The 20,656-nt window shown below is 73.0% G+C and carries 19 protein-coding genes; 1 reads left to right on the top strand and 18 read right to left on the bottom strand.

What is annotated here, in order from left to right:
- Positions 1 to 2: 2 nt before the first annotated feature.
- The 4 genes from rimM to KK617_RS12235 all read right to left on the bottom strand — a co-directional run bounded on the left by rimM (position 3) and on the right by KK617_RS12235 (position 3,338).
- On the bottom strand, positions 3 to 560 hold the full coding sequence (gene rimM / locus KK617_RS12250) for a ribosome maturation factor RimM (protein WP_277500317.1): 558 nt from the start codon (positions 558 to 560) through the stop codon (positions 3 to 5).
- Positions 561 to 666: 106 nt separating this feature from the next.
- On the bottom strand, positions 667 to 909 hold the full coding sequence (locus KK617_RS12245; protein WP_277500316.1) for an RNA-binding protein: 243 nt from the start codon (positions 907 to 909) through the stop codon (positions 667 to 669).
- A 5-nt stretch (positions 910 to 914) separates the two neighbouring features.
- Positions 915 to 1,409 (bottom strand): 30S ribosomal protein S16, encoded by a 495-nt coding sequence (gene rpsP, locus KK617_RS12240; RefSeq protein WP_277500315.1) that lies wholly within the window; start codon positions 1,407 to 1,409, stop codon positions 915 to 917.
- Between the two features lie 207 nt (positions 1,410 to 1,616).
- Complete coding sequence (locus KK617_RS12235) at positions 1,617 to 3,338, bottom strand: ABC transporter ATP-binding protein (protein ID WP_277500313.1); 1,722 nt, start codon at positions 3,336 to 3,338, stop codon at positions 1,617 to 1,619.
- A 44-nt stretch (positions 3,339 to 3,382) separates the two neighbouring features.
- Here KK617_RS12235 and KK617_RS12230 point away from each other — a divergent pair, with 44 nt between their 5' ends.
- Positions 3,383 to 3,982, top strand: coding sequence for a PH domain-containing protein (locus KK617_RS12230; RefSeq protein ID WP_277500312.1), 600 nt, complete (start codon positions 3,383 to 3,385; stop codon positions 3,980 to 3,982).
- Positions 3,983 to 3,996: 14 nt separating this feature from the next.
- On the opposite strand, the gene KK617_RS12225 is transcribed toward KK617_RS12230, so the two are convergent.
- From KK617_RS12225 to KK617_RS12160, 14 genes are all read right to left on the bottom strand, one after another.
- Positions 3,997 to 5,046, bottom strand: coding sequence for an ABC transporter permease (locus tag KK617_RS12225; RefSeq protein ID WP_277500311.1), 1,050 nt, complete (start codon positions 5,044 to 5,046; stop codon positions 3,997 to 3,999).
- A 49-nt stretch (positions 5,047 to 5,095) separates the two neighbouring features.
- A complete protein-coding gene (locus KK617_RS12220) occupies positions 5,096 to 6,637 on the bottom strand; it encodes an ABC transporter permease subunit (protein WP_277500310.1) in 1,542 nt (513 codons plus the stop codon).
- 189 nt (positions 6,638 to 6,826) lie between these two features.
- Positions 6,827 to 8,644, bottom strand: a complete 1,818-nt coding sequence (locus tag KK617_RS12215; RefSeq protein ID WP_277500309.1) for an ABC transporter substrate-binding protein — start codon at positions 8,642 to 8,644, stop codon at positions 6,827 to 6,829.
- 226 nt (positions 8,645 to 8,870) lie between these two features.
- Positions 8,871 to 9,950 carry an amidohydrolase family protein gene (locus tag KK617_RS12210; RefSeq protein WP_277500308.1) on the bottom strand — a complete coding sequence of 360 codons (1,080 nt, stop codon included), beginning with the start codon at positions 9,948 to 9,950 and terminating at the stop codon, positions 8,871 to 8,873.
- A gap of 89 nt (positions 9,951 to 10,039) precedes the next feature.
- Positions 10,040 to 11,023, bottom strand: coding sequence for a type IV toxin-antitoxin system AbiEi family antitoxin domain-containing protein (locus KK617_RS12205; protein ID WP_277500307.1), 984 nt, complete (start codon positions 11,021 to 11,023; stop codon positions 10,040 to 10,042).
- A gap of 237 nt (positions 11,024 to 11,260) precedes the next feature.
- Entirely contained in the window at positions 11,261 to 11,635 is a 375-nt protein-coding gene (locus KK617_RS12200; RefSeq protein WP_277500305.1) for a hypothetical protein, read from the bottom strand.
- A 27-nt stretch (positions 11,636 to 11,662) separates the two neighbouring features.
- On the bottom strand, positions 11,663 to 13,231 hold the full coding sequence (gene ffh, locus KK617_RS12195; RefSeq protein WP_277500304.1) for a signal recognition particle protein: 1,569 nt from the start codon (positions 13,229 to 13,231) through the stop codon (positions 11,663 to 11,665).
- Positions 13,232 to 13,351: 120 nt separating this feature from the next.
- Entirely contained in the window at positions 13,352 to 15,592 is a 2,241-nt protein-coding gene (locus tag KK617_RS12190) for a [protein-PII] uridylyltransferase (RefSeq protein WP_277500303.1), read from the bottom strand.
- Positions 15,593 to 15,626: 34 nt separating this feature from the next.
- Complete coding sequence (locus KK617_RS12185; RefSeq protein ID WP_277500302.1) at positions 15,627 to 15,965, bottom strand: P-II family nitrogen regulator; 339 nt, start codon at positions 15,963 to 15,965, stop codon at positions 15,627 to 15,629.
- 2 nt (positions 15,966 to 15,967) lie between these two features.
- On the bottom strand, positions 15,968 to 17,278 hold the full coding sequence (locus KK617_RS12180) for an ammonium transporter (RefSeq protein WP_277500301.1): 1,311 nt from the start codon (positions 17,276 to 17,278) through the stop codon (positions 15,968 to 15,970).
- 212 nt (positions 17,279 to 17,490) lie between these two features.
- Positions 17,491 to 18,675, bottom strand: coding sequence for a signal recognition particle-docking protein FtsY (ftsY, locus tag KK617_RS12175; RefSeq protein ID WP_277500300.1), 1,185 nt, complete (start codon positions 18,673 to 18,675; stop codon positions 17,491 to 17,493).
- A gap of 97 nt (positions 18,676 to 18,772) precedes the next feature.
- Complete coding sequence (locus KK617_RS12170; protein WP_277500299.1) at positions 18,773 to 18,955, bottom strand: hypothetical protein; 183 nt, start codon at positions 18,953 to 18,955, stop codon at positions 18,773 to 18,775.
- Positions 18,956 to 19,058: 103 nt separating this feature from the next.
- Positions 19,059 to 19,523, bottom strand: coding sequence for a thioesterase family protein (locus KK617_RS12165; protein ID WP_277500298.1), 465 nt, complete (start codon positions 19,521 to 19,523; stop codon positions 19,059 to 19,061).
- Positions 19,520 to 20,656: AAA family ATPase (locus tag KK617_RS12160; protein ID WP_277500297.1), on the bottom strand; the 1,137-nt coding region annotated here is incomplete at its 5' end. The genes KK617_RS12165 and KK617_RS12160, both read right to left, overlap by 4 nt.

The raw sequence follows: 20,656 nt of genomic DNA, 5'->3' as shown, positions 1-20,656 counted from the left end.
TCTCAGGCCTCGGCCTCGTCGGGGAACGGGGCGACGAGACCGGGCCGGTCCGCGACGACGACCCGCCCGGCGGCGAGGTCGACCTCGGGCACGAGCGCGGCGACGAAGGGCACCAGGGCGTCGCGTCCGTCGGGGGTGCGGACGCCGAGGATGTCCTGGGCCGCGCCGTGCAGCACCTGCGTCACCTCGCCGATGCGCTCGCCTGCGAGGTCGTGCACCGCGAGCCCCACGAGCTGGTGGTCGTAGAACTCCTCGGGGTCCTCGGGCTGCTCGTCCTCGTCGAGGGTGACGTGCAGGAGGAGGCCGCGCACGGCCTCGGCCTGGGTGCGGTCGGCGACGCCGGCGAAGCGCACGAGCAGCACGCCCTGGTGCCACTTGGTGCTGGCGACCTCCAGCTCGGCCACCGGGGCCGTGGCGCCGCGCGGGGCCTCCACGCGCAGGCGGGCGCCGGGGGCGAACCGGCGGTCGGGCTCGTCGGTGCGGACGTCGACGGTGACGTCGCCCCGGATGCCGTGGGGCTTGCCGACCCGGCCGACGAGGACCTCCACGCTGCTGCTCACGAGGGGTGAGGGTACGGCGCGCCGCACCCGCCCGCGAAACGCACGACGGGCGCCGCTCCCCGGCCGCAGCCGGAGGACGACGCCCGTCGGGGCGAGGTGGGGACGCTCAGCGGCGTCGGTCCACGTCCACGAAGTCGATGCGCGCACCACCGCGACCGGCGAGCGCGCCGACCACGGTGCGGAACGCCGTGGCGGTGCGGCCGTTGCGGCCGATCACCTTGCCCAGGTCCTCGGGGTGCACCCGCACCTCGAGGACCGAGCCGCGGCGCAGCTGCTTGTCCTGCACGGACACGTCGTCGGGGTGGGCGACCACCCCGCGCACCAGGTGCTCGAGCGCATCGGCCAGCATCGCGATCAGGCCTCGGCGGTCTCGGCCTGCGCGTCGGCGGCGGGCGCCTCGGCGGGCTCCGCGGCCGGCTCCTCGGCGGGCGTCTCGGCCGCCTCGGCCGGCTTGTCCGCCGACTTCTTGGCCGACTTCTTCGTCACCGCGTCACCCTTGGGCTCGCTCTGCGCGTCCTTGAGGGCCTGGTTGAAGATCTCGAGCTTGTCGGCCTTGGGGGCCGCCACCTTCAGCGTGCCCTCCTCGCCCGGGAGGCCCTTGAACTTCTGCCAGTCGCCGGTGATCTTCAGGATGGCCTCGACGGCCTCCGACGGCTGCGCGCCGACGCCCAGCCAGTACTGCGCCCGGTCGGTGGTGACCTCGATGAACGAGGGCTCCTCCTTGGGGTGGTACTTGCCGATCTCCTCGATCACCTTGCCGTCGCGCTTCTTGCGCGAGTCGACGACGACGATGCGGTACTGCGGGACCCGGATCTTGCCCAGGCGCTTCAAACGGATCTTGACGGCCACGGTGGGTGGTGTCTCCTCGAAAATCAGTGTGGATGGGGCTCGGTTCCGGGGTGGGGACCCGTTCTCCTGCCCCGATGGGCGGTCGGCACGCGGGTGAGAGGGTCCGCGGTCCGCACGACTCGACCGGCCATGATGCCAGACCCGGGAGCCGCGGGGGAAATCGCCCCGCACGGCTCCCGGGCAGCGCCGACCGGCCGGTCGTGCCGGTCAGCTGGCCGGCTCCTGCGCCTCGAGCAGGGCGTCGCGGCGCTCGCGGCGGGCGCGCTGCTCCGCGGGGTCCGGCACGGGTACGGCGGCCACCAGCCGCTGCGTGTAGGCCTCCCGCGGCGCGGTGCAGATCTGCGCGCTCGTGCCGAGCTCGACGAGCTTGCCGTGGTGCATCACGGCGATCCGCGAGGCCAGCATCTCCACGACCGCGAGGTCGTGGCTGATGAAGAGGCAGCCGAAGCCGTACTCGCGCTGCAGCTCCTGGAACAGGTCGAGCACGCGCGCCTGCACCGACACGTCGAGCGCCGAGGTGGGCTCGTCGGCGACCAGCAGCTGCGGCTCGAGCGCCAGCGCCCGGGCGATGCCGACGCGCTGGCGCTGGCCGCCCGACAGCTCGTGGGGGTAGCGGTTGCGCATGGCCCGCGGCAGGTGCACCTGGTCCAGCAGCGCCTCGACCCGGCGGCTGAGCTCGGTTCCCCGCACGCCCGTGTGCAGGCGCAGCGGCTCACCGATCGACTCCCCCACCGGGATGCGCGGGTTGAGCGAGGAGCCCGGGTCCTGGAAGACGATGCCGACGCGGCGGCGCAGGTCCGCGAGGTCGCGCTTGCGGGCGCTCGCCATGTCGACCCCGTCGACCCGCAGGCTGCCGCCCGCGACCGGCAGCAGGCCGACGGCTGCGCGTCCGATCGTGGTCTTGCCCGAGCCCGACTCGCCGACGAGGCCGACGACCTCGCCCTTGGCGATGCTGAACGAGACCCCGTCGACGGCGCGGAACACCGGCTGCGACCCGCGCTTGGGGTACTCCAGCACCAGGTCCTCGAGCTCGAGCACCGGGGCGCCGAGGGCCACGCCGTCGACGACGGTGCGGTCCTTCTCGGTCACCACGGTGCTGGTGTGGCGCCCGAAGTGGGGCACCGCCGCCAGGAGCTGCTGGGTGTAGGGGTGCTGCGGGCGCGTGAACACGTCGGTGGTGGCGCCGCGCTCGACGACGCGGCCGTCCTTCATGACGATCATCCGGTCGGCCATGTCGGCGACCACGCCCATGTCGTGCGTGATGATGACGATGCCCGAGTCGATCCGGTCCTTCAGGTCGGTGATCAGCTTGAGGATCTCCGCCTGCACCGTCACGTCGAGCGCCGTCGTCGGCTCGTCGGCGACCAGCAGCGTGGGCTCGCAGGACAGCGCCTGCGCGATCATCGCGCGTTGGCGCTGACCACCGGAGAGCTGGTGGGGGAACGCGTCGAAGCGACGCTCGGGCTCGGGGATCTCGACGAGGCGCAGCAGCTCGAGCGCCCGCTCGCGCGCTGCCGACGGGGACATCGAGAAGTGCGAGCGAAGCGCCTCGACGATCTGGAAGCCGATCGGGTAGACGGGGTTCAGCGCGGTCATCGGCTCCTGGAAGATCACGGCGATCTCCTTGCCGCGCACCTTGCGCTGGGCGCTGCCGCGCAGGCCGAGCACCTCGCGCCCGTTGAGCTTCGCGCTCCCCCGGGCCCGGCCGTTCGGCGGGAGCAGCCCGAGCAGCGACATCGACGACTGGGTCTTGCCCGACCCGGACTCGCCGACGATCGCCAGCACCTCGCCCGGCGCGACCGCGTAGGAGACGTCCTGGGCGGCCGGGATCCACTGGTCGTCGACGAAGAACTCGACGGTCAGGTCGGTGACCTCGAGGACGGGCGGGCGGCCCGCGGCGTCGTCCCGGGGCTGGTCGAGGCTGGTCACTGGGCACCTTCCACGGTGGTTCGGCGGTCTGCGAGGCTGCGGTCATGACGAGTCCCACCGCGGGAGCCGGCGCCGGGAGCGGCGGCCCCACCCCGTACGTCCAGGTCTACCGGCCGGGCTTCGCCCGCGCGCTGGGCGGGACGCTCGTCGCGCTGGCCGTGGTCATGGTCGTGCTGCTGGTCGTCACCGGGGGCCCGGACGCCCTGCTGCGCTACACCGGCGGCGTCGCGCTGGTCGGACTGGTCGGCTACCTCGGCTACTGGCGCCCCCACGTGAGCGTGGACGACGACGGCGTCGAGGTGCGCAACCCGCTCCGCTCCGTCCGCGTGCCCTGGTCGAGCCTGCTGCTCGTCGACGGGCGCTACGGCCTGCGCCTGGTCACGGCCGACGGCCGGTACGACGCGTGGGCCGCCCCGGCGCCCACCGGCATGGCGCGCGCCCGGCACCAGACCAGCGCCTGCGCCACGATGGTCACCCGTCGCTGGGAGCGGGAGACCGGCCTGGCCGGTCCGGACCGCCGCGACGGCGACCGCGCCGCGGACACCCCGGTCGGCGCCTGGGACCGCGACGAGGCCGCGACGGGCGCGGCCGCCGTGCTCGCTGCGCTGGCCGTGCTCGGGCCGCTGCTGGGCTTCGTGGTCTGACGCGAGCGCCGCCGTCACGACGTGGCCTTCGCGTCCTGGCGCGCCATCCGGCCCGCGGCGCGAGCCATCTTGCGGGCCGACGGGATCTTCTTCTGGCGCGGGTCGAACGCGTCGCGCAGGCCGTCGCCGACGAAGTTGATCGACAGGGCCAGCGCGATGACGAACAGTCCGGGCCACCAGAAGAGCCACGGCCGCGTGTTGAAGGCCTGCTCGTAGTCCGAGATCATCTTGCCCAGCGACGTACCCGTCTGGATGCCGAAGCCCAGGTAGCTCAGCGACGCCTCGAGGATCACCGCCGCCGCCATGAGCAGCGTGGTGTTGACGATGACGACACCCATCGCGTTCGGGATCATGTGCTTCACGATGATGCGGAAGTCGCTGGCGCCCGCCACGCGGGCGGCGTCCACGAACTCGCGCTCGCGCAGCGACAGGAACTCGGCCCGCACGAGGCGGGCCAGCGTCGTCCAGCTCACCGCGCCGAGCACGACGGCGAGGATGAACGGCCCCGCCGCCCCCACCATCTTGCCGAGCACGGCGCCGATGACGATGAGCGGGAACGTGATGATGAGGTCCGTCAGGCGCATGAGGACCTGGTCGGTCGCCCCGCGGTAGAAGCCCGCGAGCGCTCCCACCGCCATGCCGAGCAGCGCGGAGACGCTGCCCACCACGATCATGACGAGCAGCGACGTCTGGGTGCCCTGCATCGTGCGGGCGAAGATGTCGCGGCCGAGCTCGTCCTGGCCGAACGGCGCGTCGCCGAACGCCAGACCGTCGCCTCCGAGCCACGTGGGCAGCCCCATCGTGGGCGTGCCCTGCGGGTTCACGAGGGGGTTCTGGTCGCTCGGGGCGTGCTTCCACCAGCCCGGGACCGGACCGACACCGATGGACGTGATCGCCAGCAGGGCGATGAGCGCGATGACGGCGAGCCCGGCCATCGCGCCCCGGTGCCGCAGGAAGCGGCGCCGGATGATCTGGCCCTGCGAGAGGCCGGCGACGTCCTTCAGCTCGATCGCGTTCTCCGAGCGCTCCTCGGGGATGCCCGAGGGTGGGGTCTCGACAGTCATGCCGTCGCTCCTTCCGCTGCGGCCAGCAGGGTGGTCGTGCGCGCGTCGCTCATGCCGCCACCCGGATCCGCGGGTCGAGCACGGCGTAGAACAGGTCGGCGACGAAGTTCGCCACCACCGCCAGGATCGCGATCACGAGCAGGTAGCCCATGATCGGGTCGATGACGTTCTGGTCGAGGTAGTTGGCGAACAGCCAGCCCATGCCCCGCCAGTTGAAGATCCGCTCCGTGATCACTGCGCCGCCGACGAGCGTGATGATGTCGACGGGCACGATCGAGGCCAGCGGGATCAGCGCGTTGCGGAACGCGTGGCGCATGATCACCGTGCGCTCGGTCAGGCCCTTGGCCCGCGCCGTGCGGATGTAGTCCTGGCCCAGCACCTCGAGCGTGCTGGCCCGCGAGTAGCGCGAGTACGACGCGAACGAGATGAGCACGAGCGTCAGCGTCGGCAGCAGCAGGTGGCCGAAGAGGTCGAGCGTGTTGAGCCAGAACCCCGAGTCGAAGCCGGGCGTGCGCCGCGACGCCGTCGAGATCGGCCGGCCCCGGATGAGGCCGTGGTCGACGTAGTTGTCCCACGAGCTCATGAGGCGGTCGACGAACAGCAGGCCGGCCACGGGCAGGGCGGTGAGGGCCGCCGTACGGGCCACGGTCCAGCGGTCCGGACCGCCCCAGGCGAGGCCGACACCGAGGCCCACGAGCACGGCCAGCAGGCCCAGCCCGAGGACGATCGGCCAGGACGCGTCGACGTAGTACCAGAGGTAGAGCACCGGGTAGTACAGCGCGACGCCGAGCGCCGCCACCGTGAGGGAGGCGTAGAGCGAGCGCCGGTCGCTGAGCCCGGTCGACAGGGCGGTGATGCCGAAGGCCATGCCGACGCCGAGCACGCCGACGAGGACGATGCCGAGGCCCGGGGTCACGAGGAAGTCGGTGAGGTCGACGTAGAGCATCACCGCGAGGCTCACCAGTGCGGCGACGCCGAACACGCGCAGGCGCCGCGCGGCCGATCCGCCGACCGCGGCCATCACCACCGTCGCCGTGCCGAGCACCACGAGGGCGTGGAACCACCAGGCGATCTGCGGGTCGGCGAGGAAGTCGTTGAACTTGATGGCCAGGAACTGCTTGAGCAGCACGGCCACCCAGAAGGTGGGCAGCGAGTAGAGCACGAAGGACACGAACGTCAGGCCGTAGTCGAATCCGGAGTACTGCCGCAGCGCGCTCACGATTCCGACGAAGACACCGAGCACGATCGCGAGCAGGGTCGCCACCGTGACGAGCTGCAACGTGGTGGTCACGGCGCCGGACAGCAGCTCCGTCGTCGGGGTACCGGTGCGCCAGTCACGGCCGAGGTCGCAGCTGCCGATCAGGCAGCGGCTCGCGCCGGAGAGCCAGTCCAGGTACCGCAGGAGGACGGGAGAGTCGAGGTCCAGCATCGCCGTGCGGGCCGCGATGCGGTCCTCGGCACCGGGACGGGTGTCCGTCCGCAGGTCCTCGAGGGGGTCGATCGCGATGTCGACCAGGACGTACATGACGACCGTCGAGACCAGCACGACGAGGACCGACGTCATCAGCCGTCGGGCCAGGAACATGAGCATGCGTCACACCTTCGCAGAAGGGTCGGGCGCGCGGCCGGGCACCACCGAGGGCCTCGTGCCGCGCGGGATCGGGGCCGCGCCCCGCGCCGTCACGTCCACCGACGAGGCGAGTGGACGTGGGCGCACGCGGGGCGGGGACCGCCGGTCGTCGACCGACGGCCCCCGCCCTCCGTTGCGCAGCCGGAGCTGTCAGTCGACGAGCGACCAGTTCCAGTAGCCGTGGAAGATGGTCGGGCTCAGCGGAGCCGGCTCGACACCCTCGAGGCGCTCGGAGTTCCAGGCCGCCACCGACGGGAACTGGAACAGCGGCAGGCCGTACGCGTTGTCGTACAGCATCTGGTCGATCTGCGTCTGGAGCTCGACCTGGCGGTCCTCGTCCGTGGTCACGGACAGCTCGTCCCACAGGGCGTCCATGGCCGGGTCGGTGTACCCGGTCAGGTTGTTGAGGCCGCCCGTGTAGTAGGTCGCCTGCGACTCGGTCACACCGGTGGAGGTGGACTGCCACGCGAAGAAGGCGGCGTCGTAGGTGCCGTCACCGAGCTTGGAGCCCCAGTCGACGTTGCGCGCGTCCTCGACCACGAAGCCGGCCTCCTCGAGGGCGGGCTTGATGATCTCGAACTGGTTCTCGCGACGGACGTTGTCGGCCGCGAACATGATGCGCACGGTCGGGGCGCTCACGCCGACGCTCTCGAGCAGCGCCGCGGCGGCGGCCGGGTCGGACTCGGCGTACTCGTCCGAGCCGTTGGCGCCGACGATCTCGTCGTACGTCGGGGAGCCCGGCGTCACGATGAAGGAGTCACGCGTCTCGGCGCCCTCCTCGAGCGGCGCGATGAGCCGGTCGATGATGTCCTGGCGCGGGTACGCCGTCAGGAACGCCTGGCGCACGGTGCGCGCGGTCTCCGCGTCGCCGCCGTACGTGGCCGGGTCGAACGGGCCGCCGTTGTCGACGACGAGGTCGACGTGCTCGTAGCTGGCCTCGACGCCGGTCTCGACCTCGGTGCCGTCGATGTTCTGCAGGGCCTCGACGATGTCGGTGGTGGCCTGCGGGCCGACCAGGTCGATCTCGCCGTTGGCGAGCTGCTGCGCCTGGGCGTTGGGGTCCTCGTTCCACTGGACCGTCACGGTCGGGATGGAGGCCGGGCGGTCACCCGTGTACTCCGGGTTCTCCTCGAGCGTGGCGTACTGGCCGTCCTCCATCTCCGTCAGCACGTAGGCGCCGCTGGAGAGGTAGAGCGACTCGTCCTCGGGGAGGCTCTTGAAGTCGAAGCCCGAGTTCCAGAACGACGAGATCGGGCCCAGCTTGGTGGCGTCGTTGGCCATGACGGCGTCGATGAGGGTCTGCTTCGCCTCCATCGGGTCCGTGATGTCGAGCGCGTTCATCACCGTCGCGTGGGCCGCGACGCCGCCGCCGTCGATCTGGAGCTCCCAGTCGGCGAACGGCTCGCTGTAGGTGAGCGTCATCGACTTGTTGTCGTCGGAGATCTCCGGCGTCTCGGTCAGCGGCAGACCCGCGGACGAGCTGTCGAAGTAGACCTGGCCCTCGCCGAGCACCGGGACGTTGTTGTCGTCGGTCTCGACCTGGTCGGCCTCGATGGTGTTGACCTTGCCGCTGCCGGCCGCCCACGCGAGGAGCAGGTCGGCGGCGTCGACGGGCGTGCCGTCGGACCACCTCGCGTCGTCCGCGACGGTGTACTTCACCGTCAGCGGGTCGTCGCTGATCTTCTCGTAGGTGCCGAAGGACTCGTCGGTCTGCAGCTCCTGCTCGGCGTCGTAGAAGTTCATGGTCGAGCGCGTCAGGTACACCAGGATGGCGTTCGCGGTCGCGTTGCCGTTCGACGTGTCGTCGTTGTACGAGAAGAACGGCTGGTTCCAGCCGACGGTGATGCGCTCGGCACCGCTGTCGCTGTTGCCCTCGTTCTCGTTCTCGTCCTCCGGCGGCGCGCATGCGGCCAGGGCCGCGCCGAGAGCTACTGCAGTCGTCGCAGCAGCGATTCTCCTGAGTCTCACGAATCCTCCAGGTGTAGGTCAGATCTGCACAGCCCCATGCGATTCCGAGACCACCCGGACGGCGCCGTGCCGCGGAAACGTAACCCGCGGGCCGGAGGGCGAACAGGTCCCGGCATCGTCTAGACCTCTATCGTTACGCAAGCGAGACGTGCGGCCGACCGGCCCACCGAGCCCCAGGACGACGCCCGCAGCGGTCCCCGCGCCGCAACCTGTCCCGGCGTGCGGCTCAGGAGCCGGAGACGATCCGCCCGCGCAGCACGACGGCCACCGGGCGGTGGAGGGTCGCGAGGTCGCGCAGCGGGTCGGCGCGGGTCACGAGGAAGTCGGCCGGCGCGCCCTCCTCGAGCGTCGCGTTCCAGCCCAGCCACGCCCGTGCCCGCCACGAGGCCGCGCCGAGGGCCTCGCGGACCGGCAGGCCGAGGGCGGCGAGCGCCACCACCTCGCCGACGACGTTCCCGTGGCGGGCCACGCCGCCGCCGTCGGAGCCGGCGTACATCGGGACCCCGGCCTCGAACGCGCCCATGAGCGTGTCGCGCCGCCGTACGTGCAGGTCGGTCATGGTCGAGGCGTACGCCGGGAACCGCGCCGCGCCCGCCGTGGCGTGCTCGGGGAACTTGTCGAGCTGCATGACGGTCGGCACGAGGGCCGTGCCGGCCGCCGCCATCCGCTCGACGAGGTCGGGCGTCAGGCCGGTGCCGTGCTCGATGCAGTCGATGCCGGCGTCGACGAGGCCCGGCAGCACCTCGTGACCGAAGCAGTGCGCCGTCACCTTCGCGCCGTTCTCGTGCGCGGCCGCGATCGCCGCCGCGAACGCCTCGGGCGGGAAGGACGGGGTGAGGTCGCCCGCCTCGCGGTCGATCCAGTCGCCGACGAGCTTGACCCACCCGTCCCCGCGCCGGGCCTCGACCGCCACCTGGGCGGCCAGCTCCGCCGGCTCGACCTCCGCGGCGTACCCCCGGATGTAGCGCCGGGTGCGGGCCACGTGGCGCCCGGCCCGGATGAGGCGCGGCAGGTCCTCGCGCTCGTGCATCCAGGAGGTGTCGAGCGCGGAGCCGCAGTCACGGATCAGCAACGCTCCCCCGTCGCGGTCGGCGATCGCCTGCGCCTCGGCCTCCGCGTCGTCCACCGCGCCGTGGTCGGCCAGGCCGATGTGGCAGTGCGCGTCGACGAGGCCGGGGAGGATCCAGCCCTCCGCCGCGGTCTCCGCCCCCGGCTGAGGTTCGTGGGTGACGTGGCCGTCGACGACGTAGAGGTCGCGCACCTCGCCGTCGGGCAGCACCGGACCTCGGAACCTCTGCACGGTCATGCCCGCACGCTAGCGGGGACCTGGGGTTTCCCCGCCTGAGCGGGGAAACCTGCGGTCTACGGCCGATGCCTGGCTCGTAGAGCACAGGGTCAGGACGCAGAGCCCAGCCGCACGCCCCGCCGTAGGCGTCCTCGTTCGAGGGCCGCACGAATTCTCGCAGCGGTGGCGGTGGGGTCGGCCAGGTCCGCCCACGTTATGCGGATGCACTCCCACCCGGTGGCTGCCGCGATGCGTTCCTGGCGGCGCTTCTCGCGACGTATGACGTCCGCGGCCATCTCGCCCGGCTGCAGGAGCGTCGTGTACTTGACCTGCCCGTCGAACTCGACGAAGACCCCCGCGTCGGGGAAGGCGAAGTCCACCCGCCCCAACAGGCGCCCGTCCTCGCGCACCTCGTACTGCGGCACGGCGCCTCGGATGCCGTTGCAGTGGAAGAGGTACGTCGTCCGGGACTCGCCGACCGTCTCGACCCGAGGGTCCGCCAGCGAGAGCAGGACCGGCGCGGCCAGGGTCCCGGGCCAGTGGCGGGCAACCTGGGCGGCGGCCGTGAGTTCGTCGGGTGTCACGACCTTCCGGTGCAGGAAGTCGTCTGCGATGCAGAGGGCCACCTCGACACCGGCTGTGGACAACATCTCCAGGACAGCGCGCGCCGGCGCTGTGTGGGGCAGCCCCCGGGTCACAGCGAGCTCGCCCTCCTCGACGACGACGCGGTGACGTCGGACGCCGGCCTCGGCTCGACCGCTCCTTGCATCTTCGCGGGCCAAGTGCACCTCGTCGAGGTCCAGGCCCCAGTCCGGTGCGCCGTGGAGGACCACGCTGGTCGTGTGGGAGAACGCGACCCGCGTCCGCGCGGCACGTCGTACGGCGCAGGCGGCGAGCACGTGACGCTCCCGGTCGTCCGTCGCATCCCACACCGACCCCGCGACGTACGCCCCGTGCCGGACCCGTTGCCACCTCCCGCTGCGCAGCTCGCGGGCGATGCCGTTGTCGTCGTAACCGGCGGCTACCGCGTCACGGCGCAAGAAGACGCCGTGGTCGAGGGTGATCAGCTGCAGGGCGGGGTGCAGTCCGGGCATGAGGCGAGGCTGCCCGGCCGGAGCGCAGCGAACGGGCACCCCGCCGCCTCGGTGGACAGGCGACGCCGCGCAGCGCCCTGTGGACGACAACCGGCTCTGGTGCCCGAGCGAACGCCCCCTTCGGACCCGGCCGCTGCCCCAGACGCGGTCTCTGCGAGTTCACCCTGTGCATTGCGGCCCAAGCATTGTTCGTAGACCGCAGGTTTCCCCGCCTAGGCGGGGAAACCTCACCCCCCCTCACATCCGGTCGAGCAACCAGGCCGGGCCGACGGCGAGGGCGCCGAGGTGGGTGACGCGGGCCTGGAGGGCGCGGTCGGCGGTGACGACGGTGACGCGCGATCCCGCCCCGTCCGCCACGGCGTCGGCGACCTGCCGCGCGATCTCGGCGTCGCCGTCGCGCGCGGCGTGGACGGTGCGGACGTCCCCGTCGCGCCCGGCCCGCACCCCGGCCTTGGCGCCGCCCTCGAGCACGAGGACGACCTCGTCGACGTCGACGTCGGCCGTCATCAGGCCCTCGTGCAGGCGTCGCGCGGCACCCGCGCGGTCCTTCCACCAGCCGTCGGGCCGGGCACCGACGACGTTGGCGCCGTCGACGACCAGCACCCTGCGCACGCGCGCCACCGGGCCCGGCTCAGCGGGTCACTTGAGGAACTTCGAGAAGTCGGCCGGCAGGTCCAGCGCCGCGGCGGCCTGCTCGTAGTCGACCGGACCGTCGGCGTTGCCGAACGGGTTGCCCGGGGCGGCCGCCTTCTCCTTGGCCGCCTTGGCCTGCTCGGCGGCCTTCGCGGGGTTGCCGGAGCGCTTCGCGCCCTTGCCCTTCTTCTGCTGGGGCTTGGCCTTGCCGCGCTTGGGGCCGCCCACGCCCGGCATCCCGGGCATGCCCGGCATCCCCGGCATGCCGCCGCCGCGCGCCATCTGCTGCATCATCTTGCGCGCCTCGAAGAAGCGGTCGACGAGCTGGTTGACGTCGGAGACCTGGCGGCCCGAGCCCTTGGCGATGCGGGCGCGGCGCGACCCGTCGATGATCTTCGGGTTGGCCCGCTCGGCCGGGGTCATCGACTGGATGATCGCCTGGATGCGGTCGATCTCGCGCTCGTCGAAGTTCTCCAGCTGGTCGCGGAACTGCGCCATGCCGGGGAGCATCCCCATGATCTTCGACAGCGAGCCGAGCTTGCGGACCTGCTGCATCTGCTCGAGGAAGTCGTCGAGGGTGAACTCGCCGCCCTGGCCCGACAGCTTCTGCGCGGCCTTCATCGCCTGGTCGGCGTCGAAGGTCTTCTCGGCCTGCTCGATGAGGGTGAGGACGTCACCCATGTCGAGGATGCGCGAGGCCATCCGGTCGGGGTGGAAGAGGTCGAAGTCGGTCATCTTCTCGCCGTTGGAGGCGAACATGACCGGCTTGCCGGTGATCGAGGCGATCGAGAGCGCCGCGCCGCCGCGGGCGTCGCCGTCGAGCTTGGTGAGGACGACCCCGTCGTACCCGACCCCGTCGAGGAACGCCTGGGCGGTCGTGACCGCGTCCTGGCCGATCATCGCGTCGACGACGAAGAGCACCTCGTCGGGACGCACCGCGTCGCGGATGTCGGCGGCCTGCTGCATGAGCTCGGCGTCGACGCCGAGACGACCGGCGGTGTCGACGATGACGACGTCGTGCAGGCGGCGCTTGGCCTCGTCGATGGAGGCGCGCGCGACCTGGACCGGGTCACCGACGCCGTTGCCCGGCTCCGGCGCGAACACGGGTACGCCGACCCGCTCGCCGTTGACCTGCAGCTGGCGGACCGCGTTGGGGCGCTGCAGGTCGCACGCGACCAGCAGGGGCGACTTGTCCTGCTGCTTGAGCCACAGCGCGAGCTTGGCCGCCAGCGTCGTCTTGCCGGCGCCCTGGAGGCCGGCGAGCATGATGACGGTCGGGCCGTTCTTGGCGTAGCGCAGCCGACGGGTCTCCCCGCCCAGGATGGTCTGCAGCTCCTCGTTGACGATCTTGACGATCTGCTGCGCCGGGTTGAGCGCCTGCGACACCTCGGAGCCGCGGGCACGCTCCTTGACCGCGCCCACGAACTCCTTGACCACGGGGAGCGCGACGTCGGCCTCGAGCAGCGCGATGCGGATCTCGCGTGCGGTGGCGTCGATGTCGGCCTCGGAGAGCCTGCCCTTGCCGCGCAGGTTCTTGAAGGTGGCCGACAACCGGTCGGAGAGTGTGGCGAACAACCTGGTCCTCGGGCTCGTCTCGGGAGAGGGCCGCGCGGCGCGCGCGACCGCAGGGGGTACGACGTCCCAGGGTAACCGGCCCCTGCCCCGTGCGACGCAGCCACGGCAGGCGCCGGGAGGTCAGGCGCGCCGTACCGTCGCGGCGAGCACGTCGCGCAGGGCGTGCGCCGCCTCGGCGGCCCGCTCGTCCGACAGCGCGCCCGCGGCGTCCTCCTGCACGTAGAAGACGTCCACGGCCTGCGGGCCGAGCGTCGAGATGTGGGCGGAGCGCACCGACACGTCCAGGTCGGCCAGCGTGCGGCACACCAGTGCGACGACGCCCGGGCGGTCGTCCATCCGCACCTCGATCACGGTGGCGGTGGTCGACGCCTCGGGCCGCACGACGACCGACGGTTCGCGCCGCGACGTCACCTGGCGCGCGATGCGCTCCCGGGGGTCGAGCCGTCCCTCGGCGATGGCCGCGACCTGCTGGCGCAGCACGGCGACGTCCACCTCGTCGGCCGTCTCCCACACCGACACGGCGAACCGGTCCTGCGACCACGCCCGCGCGGCGCGCACCGGCACGCGCTGCACGGCCAGCGCCGCCGCCACGTCGGCGAGCACGCCGTTGCGGTCCGCGGCCACCGCGGTGATGCGCGCGCCGTCCCCGGTGCGCTCGACCTCGACCGCCACCGCCCGGCCGTCGGAGCGCACCTCGACGGGCACGGCCCACTCCTGGTCCGGTCCCCGGGGCGCGGCCGCGCCCGTCGCCCCGGCGAGCAGGGCGGCGAGGGTACGGCGCGACAGCTGCCGCACGAGCCCCGCGCGCCACGTCGACCACGCCTTCGGCGAGGTGGCGCGGCAGTCGGCCTCCGTCAGCGCCCCGAGCAGCGAGAGCGCCTCGGGGGTGCGGACGTGCTCGGCGACCAGAGCGACGGTGGCCGGGTCGTCGGGGTCGCGCGTCGTCGCGGTCTCCGAGAGCAGCAGGTGCCAGCGGACGAGGTCGCCGACGAGGTCGACCTCGTCGGGGGCGAACCCGACCCGCTCGGCGACGGCCCGCGCGATCGACTCCCCCGCCACGCTGTGCTCGGTCAGACCGCCCTTCCCGATGTCGTGCAGCAGCGCCGCCACCATCAGCACGTCGGGTCGCGCGACGGTGCGGATGAGGGCGCTGGCCTCGATGCAGGTCTCCACCACGTGCCGGTCGACGGTGAAGCGGTGCACGACCGAGGCGTGCGGCAGGCTCCGGATGCGCGACCACTCGGGCAGCAGCCGGGCGACGACGCCGGTCTCCTCGAGGGTGGACCAGGTGTCCAGCAGGCCCGGCCCGGACGCCAGGAGGCGCACCAGCAGCTGCCGGGCCTCGGCGGGCCAGGGCTCGGGCAGCGGGGCCGACTCCCGGGCCAGGCGTGCCGCGGTCGCCGGGGCGAGGAGCACGTCGCGCTCCGCCGCCTCCGCGGCGGCCCGCAGCACGAGGACGGGGTCCTGCGCCGGGCGGGCGCCCCGGTCGAGCACGACCTCGCCGGCGGCCAGCGCCACCCCGGGGGCGATGCGCTGCAGGCCGGGCGTGCGGGGCCGGGTCGGCACGCGCTCCTGCGCCAGGACGGCGTCGACGCGGCGCCACGTGGTGCGGGAGATGTGGTCGATGCGCCGCCCCACGTCGCGGACGTGCACCTGGGCCGCGACGGCGTCGGGCAGGTCGAGCCGCTGCGCGAGCCCGTCCCACGCCTCCGGGGCGATCCGGTCGGTGGCGCGCCCGGCGATGTCGTGCACGTGGTCGCGCACGTCGAGCAGCGACCGCCGGGCGTGCGCGAGGTCGGTGTGGGGGATGTCGACGAGCCAGGTGGCGACGAGCGCCTTCAGCACCGTCGTGTCGCGCAGGCCGCCCTCGGCCTCCTTCACGTCGGGCACCGAGGCGTGGGCCAGCTCGCCGACCATCTCGTGGCGGGCGCACACCAGGGCGCGCAGGTCCACGAGCCGCTCGCGGGCCCCGCGCCGCCAGGCGGCGAGGAGCAGGGAGCGCAGCCGCAGCGTCAGCCCGGGGTCACCCGCGAGGTGACGCACGTCGAGCAGGCCGAGCGCGACCTTGAGGTCGGCCGCCGCGGCCTCCGTCGTACCGCTCACGCTGCGCACGGAGTGGTCGATCTTCGCGCCCGCGTCCCACAGCGGGTACCAGACCCGGCCCGCCAGCTCGCCGGCGTCCACGTCGTCGTCGTGCAGGAGCACGACGTCGAGGTCCGAGTACGGCGCGAGGTCGCCGCGGCCGTAGCCGCCGACGGCGACCAGCGCCGTACCCGTGTCGGTGCCGCCCGAGGCGGCGTACGCCCGCGCGCACAGGGCGTCGGCCTCGGCGGTGCGGCGCGCCCGCTCGCGCGCCGTCACCGCCGCTCCCCCGCCCGGGGACGACCAGCGGAGGTCAGATCGCCGCTCCGTCGCGGTCGCCGGTGCGCACACGCACGACGGTGTCGATGCCGGAGACCCAGACCTTGCCGTCGCCGATCCGCCCGGTCTGGGCGGTCTTCACCACGATGCCGACGATGTCGTCGGCGTCCGCGTCGTCGACGACGATCTCGATGCGGATCTTGGGCACGAGCGCGATGTCGTACTCCGCGCCGCGGTAGACCTCGGTGTGGCCCTTCTGCCGGCCGTACCCGCTGACCTCGCTGACGGTCATCCCGGTGACGCCGAACGTCTCGAGGGCCTCCCGGACGTCCTCCCACTTGTGCGGCTTGATGACCGCGGTGACGAGCTTCATGGTCACGCTCCTTCTGCGAGGTGGTGGGACCCGCCGATGCCGCTCCGGGCGCCGACGAGATCGTAGGCGGACTCTCCGTGCTCGAGGCCGTCGATGCCCTCGATCTCGTCGTCGCCCTCGATGCGGAGGCCGACGACCATCTTCACGAGCAGGCCGACCGCGAGGGTGGCGATGCCCGACCAGACCATGGCGAAGACCGCCACGGCGACCTGCACGACGAGCTGCTTCACGCCGTCGCCGTACAGCAGCCCGCCCGAGGTGGCGAGGAGGCCGATGCCGACGGTGCCGATGAGGCCGCCGACCAGGTGGACGCCGACGACGTCGAGCGAGTCGTCGTACCCCAGGCGGTACTTGAGGCCGACGGCGAGGGCGCAGACGGCGCCCGCGACGAGGCCCAGCACGATCGACCCGACCGGCGACAGCGCGCCGCAGGCCGGCGTGATGGCCACGAGGCCCGCGACGACGCCGGACGCGGCGCCCAGCGAGGTCGCCTTGCCGTCGCGCATCTTCTCGACCGCGAGCCAGCCGAGCATCGCGCCGCACGTGGCGACGGTGGTGTTGAGCCACACGAGGCTGGTCTCGGAGAGCCAGTACGCCCCGGCCTCGTCCCCGGTCAGGTCGCCGGGGATCCAGGAGCCGACGTTGAAGCCGAACCAGCCGAACCACAGCAGGCCGGCGCCGATCATCGTCAGGGTCAGGTTGTGCGGCTTCATGGGCTCGCGGCCGAACCCGAGGCGCTTGCCGAGCAGCAGCGCGAGCACGAGGCCCGCGACGCCGGCGTTGATGTGGACGACCGTGCCACCCGCGTAGTCGATGGGCGCGACCTGCGCGCCGCCGTCACCGGAGAAGATCATGTCGGCCAGACCGCCGGTCGCGCCGCTGAGGAAGCCCCCGCCCCAGACCATGTGCGCCAGCGGGAAGTAGGACAGCGTCACCCAGATCGGCACGAAGACGAGCCACGCCGAGAACTTGAGGCGGTCGGCCACTGCGCCGCTGATGAGGGCGGCGGTGATGACCGCGAAGGTCAGCTGGAAGCCGACCGTCAGGTACGTCGCACCCTCGACGTCGCGCAGGCCGAACAGCTCGAAGGGGTTCGCGAACAGCATCGCGATGTCCTGCGAGCCGTAGGACATCGACCAGCCCCACAGCACGTAGACGATGCCCACGATGCCCATCGCGGAGAACGACATCATCATCATGTTGAGGACCGACTTCGAGCGGCTCATGCCGCCGTAGAAGAGGGCGAGGGCGGGCGTCATCAGCAGCACGAGCGACGCCGAGGCCAGCATCCACGCTTGCAGGCCGTAGTCCATGGGACCTCCAGGATCGGGCGTGCCGTGGGGGGTGGCGCGCGGTACCCGGTGCGGCCCGCGGCCCCACGGCCGTGGCGCAACACTCGACCCCCGAGGTTTCCCCGCGTCCTCGGCCGTGTTTCGGGCGTGCAACACGACCCCGCCGCGTGTTACTTCCCGATGACGGCGGGGTCGTGGCTGGTGCGCTGGGGGGTGTGCGGGCCCCGGGAGGCTCAGCCCAGGAGCGCGTCGACGAAGGCGCCGGCGTCGAAGGGCGCCAGGTCGTCGGGGCCCTCGCCCAGGCCGACGAGCTTGACCGGCACGCCGAGCTCGCGCTGCACGGCGACGACGATGCCGCCCTTGGCCGAGCCGTCGAGCTTGGTGAGCACGATGCCGGTCACGTCGACGACCTCGCTGAACACGCGGGCCTGGACCATGCCGTTCTGGCCGGTGGTCGCGTCGAGCACGAGGAGCACCTCGGTGACCGGCGCCTGCTTCTCGATGACGCGCTTCACCTTGCCCAGCTCGTCCATCAGGCCGGCCTTGTTCTGCAGGCGGCCGGCGGTGTCGACCAGGACGGTGTCGGCGCCCTCCTCGGCGCCCTGCTTCACGGCCTCGAACGCGACGCTGGCCGGGTCGGAGCCCTCCGGGCCCCGCACGACGGGTACGCCGACCCGCTCGCCCCACGTGCCGAGCTGCTCGACCGCGGCGGCGCGGAAGGTGTCGGCCGCGCCGAGCACGACCGAGCGGTCCTGCGCGACGAGGATGCGGGCGATCTTGCCGACCGTCGTGGTCTTGCCGGCGCCGTTGACGCCGACCACGAGCACGACGCCCGGTCGGCCGTCCTCGCCCGTCACGTTCAGGCGGCGGTCCATGTCGGGGCCGACGAGGGTGACGAGCTCCTCGCGCAGCACGGTGCGCGCGTCGGGGGCGCCGCCCTCGACCCGGAGGCGGGTGCGCAGCGCGTCGACGAGCTCCTGGGTGGGGGCGACGCCGATGTCGGCGGTGAGCAGGGTGTCCTCGATGTCCTCCCACGAGTCCTCGTCGAGGCGGTCGCGGGACAGGATCGCGAGGAGGCCGCGACCCAGCGTGCCCTGGGAGCGCGAGAGCCGCTGGCGCAGCCGGACGAGGCGGGAGGCCGTGCCCTCGGGGCGGTCGAGGACCGGCGCCGCAGGGGCGGCGAGCTCGTCGACCTGGGGGAGCTCGGGCGCCTCGGTGTCCGTGCCCTCGAGGTCGGGGTCCGCCCGGCCGGGTGCCTCCGCCGGCGGGACCGGCGGGGCCGGGCGCTCGGGTGCGAGGACGTCACGGTGCTCGACCGGCGGGGCCGAACGTCGGCGGGACCCGCCGACCAGCAGCCCCCCGAGCAGGAGGACGGCGGCGACGGCGACGCCGATGACCAGGTAGAGCCACTCTTCCATGGGCCCCATCCAACCACCCGCGGCCCGGGTCCCGGGGGTCGGGAGGAGCGGGAGGAGCGGGGCGGGGAGGAGCCCCGGCGGATGGCCGGGTCGCGCCTCAGCGGCGCAGGTGCAGGTCCTCGTCCTCGCGGATCACGGGCAGCTCGGGGACCGCGGCGCGGACCCGCTGCACCCAGGCGTGGGTGGGGGCGTCGGGAGCCTGCGTCGAGCTGGCGGCCAGCACGACGACGGCACCGGCGACGGCGAGGATGACGAGCATCGACAGGGCGACGACGATCAAGAGGAGCCTCCGAGAGTGCGGGGAAGGACACGCGTGGGATTCATGGTGGCACGGCCGGCCAACATCCCTCGCAACGTCGCCGACCCTGCGCGCCGCGGACCCGTCAGGGTCGCAGCAACGGCTCGACGGCGGCCCGGATCTCGGGCGGGAGCGGGGCCGTCGGGCGGTTGCCGGCGCCGTGCGTGTTGTCGACGTAGACGTGGACGAACCGGCCCTCGGCGGCCGCCTCCTCCTCCGGTCCCCCGTCCGGGCCCTGGAACAGGCCGATGCGGTAGACGACCGACGACGTGCCGACGCGGTCCACCACGAGGCCGGTGTCGATGGGGGCGGGGAACCCGAGCTCGCGGAAGTAGCGGCAGGACGTCTCCGCCACCACCCCGATGCGCGGCAGCGCCCGCACGTCGACCCCGGTGGCCTCGTACAGGTAGGCGTTGACCGCGGTGTCGAACAGCTCGTAGTACGTCGCGTTGTTGAGGTGCCCGTAGGCGTCGTCGTCGCGCCACCGGGTCGTGACCCGGCGCCAGGCGACGAAGTCGCCCCGGGTGGGGCGGGGTGCGCGCTCGCTCATGCCCGCACCGCCTCAGCCCCGTCCCGCAACCGCTGACTGATCACCGTCGAGACCCCGTCGCCTCGCATCGTCACGCCGTACAACGCGTCCCCGACCTCCATCGTCCTCTTCTGGTGGGTGATGACGAGGAGCTGCGAGCTCTCGCGGAGCTCCTCGTAGATCTGGAGCAGGCGCCCCAGGTTGGTGTCGTCGAGCGCCGCCTCGACCTCGTCCAGGATGTAGAACGGCGAGGGCCGCGCCTTGAACAGGGCGACGAGGAAGGCCACGGCGACGAGCGAGCGCTCCCCGCCGGACAGCAACGACAGTCGCTTGACCTTCTTGCCCGGCGGGCGGGCCTCGACCTCGACCCCCGTGGTCAGCAGGTCGTCGGGGTCGGTGAGCAGCAGCCGCCCCTCCCCGCCCGGGAACAGCCGCGCGAAGACGTGGTCGAAGGCGGCCCGCACGTCCTCCCACGCCTCGCCGAAGACCTGCTCCACCCGGGCGTCGACCTCGCGCACGATGTCGAGCAGGTCGCGCCGCGTGCGGCGCACGTCCTCCAGCTGCTCGGTGAGGAACTGGTGGCGCTCCTCGAGCGCCGCGAACTCCTCGAGCGCGAGCGGGTTGACCTTGCCGAGCTGGGCCAGCGCCCGCTCGGCGGCGAGCAGCCGCTTCGCCTGCTCGTCGCGCACGTACGGCGTGGTCCGCGGCGCCGCCGGCTCGTCGCCGTCCCCCGCCTCGTCGCCGTCGCCCACCACGTCGCCGCCCGTCGCCTCCGGCGGCAGCGGGACGGGCACGTCGGGGCCGTACTCGGCGACGAGCACGTCGGCCTCGACGCCCAGCTCCTCGATCGCCCGGTCCTCGAGCTGCTCGATGCGCATGCGCTGCTGGGCGCGGGCCATCTCGTCGCGGTGGACGCTGTCGACGAGCTGGTCGTGCTCGCGCGCGAGGTCGCGGAGCCGGGCGCGCACGGCGAGCAGCTGCTCCTCGCGCTCCCGGCGCGACTCCTCGACCTGGGTACGGCGGACCGCGGCCTCGGCGACGGACAGCTCGAGGCGGGCGAGGGCGACGTCGGCGCCGGCGACGACCGCGCGCGCGGCGGCGGCCTGGCGGCGTACCCGCTCGCGGCGCTCGGCGGCCCGGGCGCGGGCCTCGCG

Source organism: Nocardioides sp. ChNu-99 (assembly GCF_029493445.1).
Taxonomy (GTDB): domain Bacteria; phylum Actinomycetota; class Actinomycetes; order Propionibacteriales; family Nocardioidaceae; genus Nocardioides.
This window is presented reverse-complemented; position numbering and strand designations above follow the sequence as displayed.